Here is an 11,545-nt window from a genome sequence, read left to right on the forward strand (position 1 = left end):
AAACAATGCGTAAACTGGATCATTTACGATGTAAACGGCACACCCATGCAATTGCGCAATGATGCAGGAGAAACCCTTACCGTTACTTTTAAAAAAGCAGGTACATACCTGATTGAAGCTTATGGTAAAACCAATGGCGACAAAAAAGTAACCAGGCCATATACTATTAAAGAAAATGAGATTGAAACTGTAACAACGATCGATGGAAAAACCAAAGTAAGGATACAGACACCTATAGAATTTAGGCTTAAAAGCCTTTTTCCATCAGTCGCTATACCGGGCGACACCAATACTATTAACTGGCAGGTAACCAAAACAAGTGGCACTGGTGTGCCTATACTGTTAATCCCGACAGGAAACATGACGAAGGTAATCTGCGATCAGGAATGTACCTATATAGTTTCAGCCTATTTTAATGGTATTCCAAAACAGTCAAAACAGATTCAAGCTTTAAAAAACGGAATTACTTCAATCATCACTTCGACACAAAGTACGAGAATAAAAGAAGAGATAACTTTTAGTGTAAAAGACCAATTCAAAATATTGCCTGCATTACCGCAGGAAATTGCAGCTGTAAAATGGATCTGTAAAAATGTAGATGGCAAACCAATTGAGGCTTTTAAATCGAAAATTGGTGAAACCATAACCCATCAATTTGACGAACCTGGCGAGTATACCGTACAGGCATATATGGTACAGCCAAATGCAAAAGTAGCAGCTAAAATAATGGTTGCCCAACCTGAAATTATATTGGCCCAATGGGAATATCCGGAAGGTGGTAAAAAAACAAAAACAGGCTGGGGTGAATCAAATTATGCCTACATCAAATTTAAAGCAGCAGAAGGTATAATAATCAATTTAGAATATGGTTATTTAGATCACACTGGTAAAGCGAAAGCCATTCACGTAATTACTGGTTTCAGAATCCCTCAAAACCAAATATTGGATCTGGATAAATACCATTTCGTCCCCAATGCAGATAAGTATAGAAAACTGCTAAAAGAAGGGACGGAATTTTACTTCAAAGTATACTCGACTAATATAAAATATGAAATCTTAAATGGGAATATTCCACAACCGCTGCAAAAACTAAAGCTGGTTACCAAAGAAGAAATTGTAAGTATCGAATTTTTAACCGAAAACAAACCAGTCATCCAGGCACTATATGGCAGTAAGATGAAATGCCGGATTCGCACACGTAACCTCAGTGCAAAAAAAGTATACGTTAAAATTTATCGCAAGGAAAGCCGCCTGGGACTCGATAATTTAAGGAAAGATTCACTTGTATATCATGAAGAACACCCTTTGACTTCCAGCGGTGTGGTTGAATTCGATTTTACTTTAGCTAAAAGCTGGGAGAAAAGTTATAGTGAAAAACTGCATCGTTTTTATGCCGTGATAGAAGAAATGGAGTTTTTAGGAACAAGCAATACTCTAGTAGCATTTAAAAATGATGTGCCAGCAAATGGAGGAAAGGTGCTGGTGGGTGTAGGGAAACAGGAAGGTGTTAGTCATAGCGATTGCCCGAGATGTGATAAAGACATTACTACGGCAGAACTAAAACAAATATTTAAAGATGCGGATAATACCACGCTTGTAACAGTTGCGAATGCTTATAATAAATACATGGCAGATCTCGGCATGAATACCTGCTGGGTTAAAGCACATTTTTTCGGCCAGATCCGGGTAGAATCCGGAACCAAACTGCATGTAAAAAGTGGAGAAAGCATGAATTACAGTGCAGACACACTGATCAATGGTAACTTGAATAAAAAAACTGGCAAAAGGGATTCACCGCCTTTCTCCTATTTTACCAAGAATCATAGTGATGCCTATAAATATGGGCGGACAAAAGACCATGCCGCAAACGAGCAGATGATTGCCAACTTGGCTTATGCCGACAAAAATCGAAGTGTTGGAAATAGAATTGGCAACACACAAGAAGGAGATGGCTGGAACTTTAGAGGCAAAGGCTTGATACAGCTTACCGGAAGGGAAAATTATAGCAGAGCCAATGTCTATACTTTAAGATTTGAGAAAGTAGACATCCTTAAAAACTCTGATATTGTAGCAAAGGACATTAAAATTGCGGTATTAACTTCAATGGCATTTTACAAATGGAATGGGCTGATAGCGAAGAGTAATGGATTTTCAGAAAGCAAACCAGTTTCTCATGGTGTAGGTAACGAAGTAGGTAATAGTTACAGTCAAAAACAAAAAGCTTTTGATGACTATACCTCAAAGACATTTAAAGTTAACAATTGTGATTGGACAGAACTTGAGATAAAAGCAACTGGCAGTAGAGCTCCATGGATGGAAATTGCCTTAAATGAAGCTAAAGCGATGAAAGGTTGTTTGGAGTCAGAAAATCCGATGTATACAAAAGCAAAGGAATATTTATCTTATTGCAAAAACACTGCTGAACCAACAAATGGTGAACAAGGTGCGTGGTGTGCAGCTTTCATGAATTGGTGTATTAGCAAAACTAAAAATGCAAAAACTAAACTTCCATATAGTCATTTAAATTCAGCCTCATCCTTAGCTCCTATTAGTAATTTTAAATACAAGAAAATACCCGAGCCTATATACGGTTGTTTTGTCGTATACAAACACACTGACGGTAAACACGGACATACAGGATTACTATTTGGAAAAAACACTAATGGAAAATATATACTTCTCGGTGGTAATCAAAATGATTCAATCCGATTTAGTGAATATGGTGAATATACAAGTAAAAGTAAGCAGAAAAAATTATATGGTTTTTATATACCTGTGGATTATACTATTAAAAACATAGATAAATTAAATAGCAATGATATTTATAGTGATATACAAGCACTAAATAGAAAAATAGGCATTAAAAACGAACAGGATGGAAAAACTAATTAAAAGCAATCATATGTACATAAAAAGAACATTAACCTACTTCACGATTATTTTATTATTAATTGCCTGTAGAAATAAGCCCACTAAAAACAATCAAATAGTTAAAGAAAAACAAATGAATTTAACAAAAAATCAGATCAACGAAATTAAACAACATCTTGAATATCAAAAACGGATAGTAAGTGATGAACTAGATCCAGAAGATCCATATGAATTAACGCCTAAAGATTTAGAATTAGCATCAAAAGTATTACTTCTAGGATTAAAAAATAATGGCTATAAAGTAGTTAACGATGAAATATTTTATCAAAAGATTAATGAAATATTTGGCATAAAGAACTTAAAAAGTCCTAACAAAATAAATATAACAGACAACTACATTACTCTCTTTGGTCAACAATATAAAGATTATAAGGAACTATTAAATGGTGAAATGGATGTTTTCGCCTATAATGAAAATTATTATTTAATGAGAAAGGAGCATTTAATTACCGAATTTCAAACACTAAAAGACTTGATTAAAATAAACGAAGACGATACTTATAAAATCACAATTCTACCTTCTCAAGTTCACAGAAATAAATATATCTTCAATAACGACAAAGCTAGTTTAGCATGGCTTTTAAATAACGAGTCTTTTTTTTTAACTACTTTACTTACAGATTATGGTTATGATAAAGAGCCGAAAATAAATAAAATGGTATTAGATTCTGTTTACAAACAAAATCCTAGATACCCAGAATTTATTGGCCAATTGTTTTTTGCAAAAGACAGTCACAATAAATTACAGATTAGAGAGGGATTATTAAAATTTGTAGAAGAAAATACCAGTGCAACAGACAATAGATTTATTTATGCACTAGGTAGTTTTATGGATGCTTTATATTCCACGGATGAACTACATATTTTCGATGAAGATCCTTCCAAAAAATTCACCCCCTTAGAAAAAGCAGAAATAGTGGCCAACATTGCTAATATTGAAAACCCTGCGAGAGAGAAATATAAATCTCCTGAATCATCAGATGTATGGAACATTCCTGGTTCTCACTTATATAATATTTCGGTTTCGCATCCCGAGGTGATTAAAATAATAGAAGCGCACCATTATTTTGGTTTACCTAAAATGAAGGATATTATTTCCAAACTACAGGAAGAAGCACCACCTATCGGTGCCGACCCTGAATAGGTAAATGATAACGAGAATATCTGCAGCCAAAACAATATACCTAATGCATATTTTGGCTGCAGATAATTTTATATCCACAGCCAAAATTGTATATTTAAACTATATTTTGGCTGCAGATAAATAGAAAACATGGAATTACTCATTGGAAGAATAGCGGAGAAAAGCATACTATCAGAGGCGCTTACCTCAACTTCATCGGAACTATTAGCTGTTTATGGCAGGCGCAGGGTTGGAAAAACTTTTTTGATCCGCTCTGTTTTTCGTAAACAACTTATCTTTGAACTATCCGGTGTACACAATGCTAATACTGCCGAGCAGTTGCTTAATTTCAGCAAGGCAATGGCAGAGGCATTAGGTTTCCCGTTTGCTCCTGCAGCTCCTAAAAACTGGACGGAAGCCTTCTGGCAACTTAAAGAATTTGTAAGCCCTATACTTAAAAAAAGAAGGGCTGTAATTTTCTTTGACGAATTCCCTTGGTTAAGCTCGCATAAATCAGGCTTTCTTTCTGCCTTTGAATATTTTTGGAACCAATGGGCCTCACAACAGCCAAATCTGATTGTGGCTATCTGTGGATCTGCAGCCACCTGGATGATAAAAAAGGTTGTCAACAATAAAGGAGGCTTACACAATCGGATAACCCGAAAAATACGTCTTTTACCGTTTACCTTGCACGAAACCGAACAATACTTAAAAAGCAATAACATCTATATTGACCGTTACCAGGTATTGACTATTTTTATGGCAATGGGCGGTGTGCCACACTACCTAAAAGAACTTAAAAAAGGAGAAAGCGCTACTCAAGCTATTGACAGACTTTGTTTCACTAAAGACGGCCTCCTTTCAACAGAGTATGCAAACCTTTACCGGTCTCTGTTCGAAAACGCAGACAGGCATATTTCAGTAGTTAAAGCACTCTCGGACAAACCATCGGGACTGACAAGAAACGAAATCATGGCTGCATGTAATCTACAAAGTGGGGGGACTACCAGTCTCTTACTTGAGGAGCTTGTGGAGTCTGGCTTCATTACCCCTCACCTGCCTTTCCAAAAGAATGCCAATCAGAGCATTTATAAACTCAGTGACGAATACAGTCTTTTCTACCTTAAATTTATCGAGAATTCCCGGGCCACTGGTGCAGGCACATGGATAAAAAAATCGTCAACATCATCATGGAAAAGCTGGAGCGGCTATGCTTTTGAAGGAATTTGCCTAAAACATACAAACCATATTAAGCAGGCCCTGGGCATTTCTGGCGTGTTTACCGAAACTTCTGCCTGGCGACATGCGCCAAAAAGCGGAATGGGTGCGCAGGTAGACCTGTTACTTGACAGGCAGGATAATGTTATCAGTATATGTGAAATGAAATTCTCCAATACTGAATTCGTTATAGACAAGACTTACGCTGCCGAATTACAGAACAAACTTGATGTATTCCGACGAGAGGGTAAGACGAAAAAAACATTGTTTCTAGCTATGGTAACAACTTATGGCATTAAAAATAATGTTCATGCTATCGGTTTGGTACAGCACCAGGTTACCATGGACGATTTGTTCTTACCTTAAAAAAGATATCGTGAAAACATCGATCCTTCATTTCAGCTGGCTTAGAATGACCATATTTTTCGTTCCGATTTAATTCGAATAGATAAAATATTATGCGTTTAATATAGCGGCATCACCTAAAATCTGCCCGAAAGCATTAAACCCGTACTACCTTGCTGGTGGAAGGGCATCAATGTAAAACTCCCATTTTTCTTCGTGGTGAAAAGGCTTTTGATATATGGATACACCAGATAAGATATTTTGGTTGAAGCAATCCCGAATCCAGCTCCAGCTACCACATCACTAAACCAGTGTTTATTATTATACATGCGCAATGTTCCGGTAGCTGTGGCGACAAAATAACCCGCATAACCAATCCAGGGGTTCACATCTTTATACTCCTGGTGCAGAAATTCTGCTGCCATAAATGCAGATGCGGTGTGTCCTGAAGGAAAAGAATTTTCGCCATTCCCATTAGGCCGCTCTCTGCCAACGCCCTGTTTTACAAAATGGGTGGAAATGCCCATAATGGCTGCCGAGGTTACATATAACATCGAAGCATCGAACAGGTTATGTTTGCCTTTTATGCCCGATAAATTCAATGCATATACCGCAGCTGCCGGTGCAAATTGGATATAATCATCAACATGGGCCGCAAATAAAGGATGGTCTTCCTGTAATTCTGCTTTGGTACTCACGTCGAGTTGTTTTACTGAACCATGGTTATAAACAGCGGCAAAGCCATAACCAGTAAGCAGTACCGGTACAATAAATGCGGTGGCCTTAAACTTTCTTTTGGGCATCGGCTGGCCAGTGTACCATCGCCCCAGAGAATCTGTAGTGATATTTTTTACCGAATCTATACCTTGGGCATCTTGAACAACAGCCCTAGCATAGGTTTGACTTTTATAACTTAGCACAATCAGCAGCACTCCTAAAAACCTTTTCATCGTTTAAATTTTAACCAAAACTATCATCGAATTATGGAGAAATTCTGTAGTGATCAGTTAGTATTCAAATTGGGTGTTTGCGAAGCAGTAATCGTTTGCGACAGGTGCCAATAGTCCTCGCTCTTAAAAAAATCTGCGAGCATCTTCTTCAATCTGCTGACAATAAAAATAATGCCTTACCCTAAGGTCCCCGCAGATATCGCTGATTTACGCAGAAAATATTGCTTTAACCTTTGCTTCCCCCCCCGGCCATCAGTTCGCAATGACGTGTTATTAATCACCAAAATAAACAGTAAAAATATGTTCACCACTTTTTTCATTATAATCGATGCGAAAGCCGTAAAGGTTGCAAATCTGTTTGGTAATGGCCAAGCCTAAGCCCATCCCCTCTGATTCTACTGATTTTGAAAAGCGATCGAAGATTTTGTTTTGCAGATGACCTGGTTGTCCTGAATTGGACATGATTAAGCAGTGCTGATTCAGTTTAATATGCATGTGCCCACCACTTACATTATGCCGCACTGCATTGCTAAAAAGATTGTTCAGCAAAATATCTGCAAGGTACCGGCTCATTTTAACCTCAACCGGAGTAAGATCTGCTGTAAATATCAGGCTGTCTTTTTCCAGCAGTTCCTGAAACTGGCGTTCCTTCGCCTCTATCATTTCTTTCAGCTCGATGGTCTGAAGATCCGATATCAGGTTGTTTTCAATTTTGGCAAGTAACAATAAAGAATGGTGCAACCTGGACAATTTACCTGTAGCATGATAAATATCTTCTAACAACACTCCTTGCTGTGCGGTAAATGATTCTGTTTGCAGTAAAGAATCCAGTTTAGAATTGATGACCGCCAGTGGTGTCATCATTTCATGAGAAGCGTTATCCGTAAAGCTTTTAAGCTCTTTATAATCTTTCCGCACCCGCTCGGCCATTGCATGTGCCGATTTATCCAGCTCATTAAATTCATCAATTTTGGTAACCTCCGGTTCAAATTGTTCCATCCGTGCCACTTCAAAAGATTTCATCCTGTTCAAAATATTGTAAAAAGGCTTCCAAAGCTGACTCAAAACAAATCTGTTGATCAGCAATAATGATAACAGTAAAACTATCGTAATACCCAAAGTAATGAACAGGATTATCCTGAGCAGATCTTCTGATTCCAACCTCGATTTGGTAATGGTTACCTGTACCGCATTTCCGTTTAAATATACTACAGTAATCAAACTTCTTCCGGGTTCAATTTCTCTATCTTTCGGATTGTAATAAGATGTGTACAGAAATTCCCTTTCTGGAATATGTTTTTTTAGGTGTTGATAAGAAACCTGCTGATCTAAATAACTTGTTGGCAACGGAAGTTTATGAAAGGTGCCTACATACTGCCTGATCTCGTTCTCCTCTACAGCTAAATCTTTATCCAGTTTATTAATCAGAATAAAATGAATAACCACATAATAAATAATCCCGGTGATGATTAGCATCACAATAGATGTTAAAATATTGGCCCTATTGTAGCGGTTAGAAAGTTTCATATATCGCCAAATTTATAGCCTATTCCATAAACCGAGCGAAGATAATCTGCCGCCCCCGCCTCTACCAGTTTTTTACGTAAGTTTTTTACATGGGTATAAATAAAGTCGAAATCATCTGATAAATCCATTTCATCACCCCAAAGGTGCTCGGCCATGGCATTTTTAGTGACTACTTTATTGCGGTTAGAAAGAAAATACACTAGAAGATCGAACTCTTTTTTGGTGAGTGTTACCCGATGGCCATTAACGGTAATTTTTATTGCCGAAACATCTACTGTTATTTCATTAAAAAGAATAATATTATCGCCATCAAAATTCTTTCTACGGATAATTGCACTTACACGAGCTTTAAGTTCTGACAAATGAAAAGGTTTAACCAAATAATCATCGGCTCCAAGATCGAGCCCCATCAGTTTATCATCTAAAGAATGGCGGGCCGAAATAATCAGTATACCGTCTCTTTTTTTTAGTTGTTTAAGTTTGGTTAATAATTCCAGTCCTTCGCCGCCAGGCAGTCCTAAATCTAAAAGAATACAATCGTAACTATAAAGCGATATTTTTTCATTGGCTGAAGCAAAATCTGAAGCATACTCGCAAATATTCCCCTCGCCGGTAAAATAAGTTAGTATACTCTCCAATAATGCCTGTTCATCTTCAATGATCAAAATTTTCATCCGTGTAGTAATTTGTATCGCTTATGGTTAATTTAAAAAAGGGGATTGATATTTCTACTAAATCAATCATTGAAATTACCTAGCTAAAATAGCGATTACAATAGTAAAATATAATTCTGAAGGAAGACTGAAGTTAGCAGATATTCTTCAATAGATCTAAACACGTAACCATACTGATTCAGATTCTCTTCAGAATTGCCGGCTACTTTGGCCGCATTAAGCATAAATTAGTCATGAGAAACTACAAATATTTACCACTACTTTTTTTCATTTTTAGCTGCGTGTGCCATATCAGTGTTAACGCGCAGCAAATTCGCATAACGGTTTCAGGACAAATTAAAGAAGCGAAAAACAAAAACACACTTCCATATGCCAATATCGTTTTTAAAAAGCCCAATGATGAAAAATTTATTTTAGGTACCATTGGCGATGATGAGGGCCGGTTTTCAATTAAAGATATTCCATCAGGCAACTATGCCCTGCAAATCAGCATGATGGGTTATCAAACCTTAAAAAAAGAGATCAGCATTGGCACACTTAGTCCGTTTCTCGATCTCGGGATTTTTGAACTGACAGAAGATGCACAAACACTTCAAACCATTAACATTCAAGGCTCGCCAAACGAAGGTCTGGGTAATAAACTAGATAAAAAAACTTACGATCTTGCCAAAAATACCAGTCAGCTGGGAGGATCGGTACTGCAGGCCATGCAAAACCTTCCTGGCATAACCATACAGGACGGGAAAGTACAATTACGGGGGAATGATAAAATTGCAGTACTGATTGATGGAAAGCAAAATGCCATTACAGGTTTCGGCAGTCAAACCGGGTTGGATAATATTCCGGCATCGGCCATTGAGCGCATAGAGATCATCAATAATCCTTCATCAAAATACGATGCCAATGGCAATGCAGGTATCATCAATATTATTTACAAGAAAACCAGCCAGGAAGGATTTAATGGCAAATTAGGTATGAGTACTGGTTTCGGTGCGCTCTGGCTACGTAAAAAAAACCTTCCTACGATAAGCGCCCAATATCAGTTTACACCAAAACTCAATCCCTCCTTATCTCTAAATTACCGAAAAAACAAATTAAACACCTTTTTACAGGCCGATTATCTGTATACGCAAACCTTAAATAAAAACGAATTTTCACAAAGAATATATGATAATGGTATCGTTCTTAATCAACAGGTTAAACGCAACCGGACAACGACCTTTTCTACAGTGAAAAGTGGTGTCGATTACAATCCTAATGCGCATGACAGCTTTACTTTATCAGGCTTTTTTAATCGTGAAAAAATAGGCGATCTTGGCGATATCCCTTATTTCAATAATGATTTTACAGTTAGAAACCGTTTGTGGCAGTTTGTAGAAGACGAGGTAAAATATACTGCTACAGGCTCGGCGTTATATCAGCATAAATTTGCACAGCCTGGTCATACCCTAAGTGCCGGCTTTAATTACACCTGGCATAGAGAAGATGAAAAATATTTCTTTACTAATATTATGCCTGCTTTTACAGGAATGGACGCCTTTAAACTCTTATCTGATGAACATGTTTCAGATTTCAACCTGGATTATGTACGTCCGCTAAAAAACGGAAGAATAGAGGGTGGTTTAAAATATCGCTATCGGCTTATTCCGACGGATATGCAGTTTTATCCGGGTTTAAACTCTCCTATCGATGTAAATGCAGGTGGCTGGGCTGATTACCGCGAAAATATTCCCGCAGTATATGGCAACTATGTTTATGAGAATAATAAAATCGAACTGGAGGCTGGTTTGAGAATGGAATATGTAAAGGTGGATTACCAGGTAAACCCAACCCATAATACCTATAAGAGCAATGGTTATGAATATTTCAGGCCTTTCCCTAACCTTCGGTTTGCTTATAAAATAGACGAAAAGAACAAAATAAGTGCTTTTTATAACCAAAGGGTAGATCGGCCAAATGAGGTAGACATTCGGATATTTCCTAAATATGATGAGCCTGAACTATTAAAAGTAGGCAATCCTACTCTTCGCCCCCAATTTACCCATGCCATAGAATTAGGTTATAAAAACAATTGGAATGAAGGTTATTTCTATGCAGCAGCTTTTCATAAAATAGTTAATGGCACTATAACACGCATAGCTACCATTGTTCCTGGTAACAGCATCATATATAATATTTTTCAAAATGCCGGTAAAAGTTTTAGTAGTGGAGTCGAACTACTGTTACAACAAAAACTTGCATCATGGATTTCGTTTAACCTAAGTGCTACGATATATCAAAACAAAATCGATGCTTTTACCGTAACCAATCAATACCCCGTTCCAACAGTATACAGCATGCCAGAGCAGTCTATTGTATCAGGCAATGCCAAATTTAACGGACAGTTCAAATTACCTGGAAAAACAGACATTCAACTGGCCATGGTTTACCTGGCTCCTGATATTATTCCACAAGGGAAAATTGATGCCCGGTTTTCTACCGATCTGGGTATCAAAAAACAGATCCAGAAAGGAAAGGGTGAGATTTTCTTAAATGGAACTGATATTTTGAATACATTAAAAATCAAAAAAGAAATAAATGGAAACGGTTTCAGGCTTAATAGTACTGATTATTATGAAACACAGGTTTTTAGGTTAGGTTACAGTTATAAATTTTAAAAACTGATTAACCTGATATTAATTAATGGTTAAGTACCATACTTTAATAATACCTTTAAGGCCTAACCAAACCTTCAGGATTCCTTCAGAATTGAAAACTACCTTCGTCCATTATTACAC

At 37.1% G+C, this 11,545-nt stretch carries 7 protein-coding genes; 4 read left to right on the forward strand and 3 right to left on the reverse strand.

Annotated elements, in window-relative coordinates:
• Positions 1-45: 45 nt before the first annotated feature.
• The 3 genes from AC07YT_RS05975 (at position 46) to AC07YT_RS05985 (ending at position 5,638) form a co-directional block, all read left to right on the forward strand.
• On the forward strand, positions 46-2,892 hold the full coding sequence (locus tag AC07YT_RS05975) for a hypothetical protein (protein WP_494945218.1): 2,847 nt from the start codon (positions 46-48) through the stop codon (positions 2,890-2,892).
• Complete coding sequence (locus tag AC07YT_RS05980; protein ID WP_086545681.1) at positions 2,876-4,075, forward strand: hypothetical protein; 1,200 nt, start codon at positions 2,876-2,878, stop codon at positions 4,073-4,075. Before AC07YT_RS05975 ends, AC07YT_RS05980 begins: the two co-directional genes overlap by 17 nt.
• Positions 4,076-4,204: 129 nt before the next feature.
• Positions 4,205-5,638: an AAA family ATPase gene (locus AC07YT_RS05985; protein ID WP_086545680.1), complete on the forward strand. Its 1,434-nt coding sequence runs from the start codon at positions 4,205-4,207 to the stop codon at positions 5,636-5,638.
• Positions 5,639-5,754: 116 nt separating this feature from the next.
• On the opposite strand, the gene AC07YT_RS05990 is transcribed toward AC07YT_RS05985, so the two are convergent.
• The 3 genes from AC07YT_RS05990 to AC07YT_RS06000 form a co-directional block, all read right to left on the reverse strand.
• Entirely contained in the window at positions 5,755-6,567 is an 813-nt protein-coding gene (locus AC07YT_RS05990; RefSeq protein ID WP_086545679.1) for a phosphatase PAP2 family protein, read from the reverse strand.
• Positions 6,568-6,840: 273 nt separating this feature from the next.
• The gene (locus tag AC07YT_RS05995) at positions 6,841-8,094 is read right to left on the reverse strand and encodes a sensor histidine kinase (RefSeq protein ID WP_086545678.1); all 1,254 of its coding nucleotides are present in this window, start codon (positions 8,092-8,094) and stop codon (positions 6,841-6,843) included.
• Positions 8,091-8,768 (reverse strand): response regulator transcription factor, encoded by a 678-nt coding sequence (locus tag AC07YT_RS06000; RefSeq protein ID WP_086545677.1) that lies wholly within the window; start codon positions 8,766-8,768, stop codon positions 8,091-8,093. The genes AC07YT_RS05995 and AC07YT_RS06000 overlap by 4 nt, the downstream gene beginning before the upstream one ends.
• 233 nt (positions 8,769-9,001) lie before the next feature.
• On the opposite strand from AC07YT_RS06000, the gene AC07YT_RS06005 reads away from it, so the two are divergent.
• Positions 9,002-11,425, forward strand: a complete 2,424-nt coding sequence (locus AC07YT_RS06005; protein ID WP_086545676.1) for a TonB-dependent receptor — start codon at positions 9,002-9,004, stop codon at positions 11,423-11,425.
• Positions 11,426-11,545 lie beyond the last annotated feature (120 nt).

Source organism: Pedobacter sp. GW460-11-11-14-TSB4, assembly GCF_059423705.1.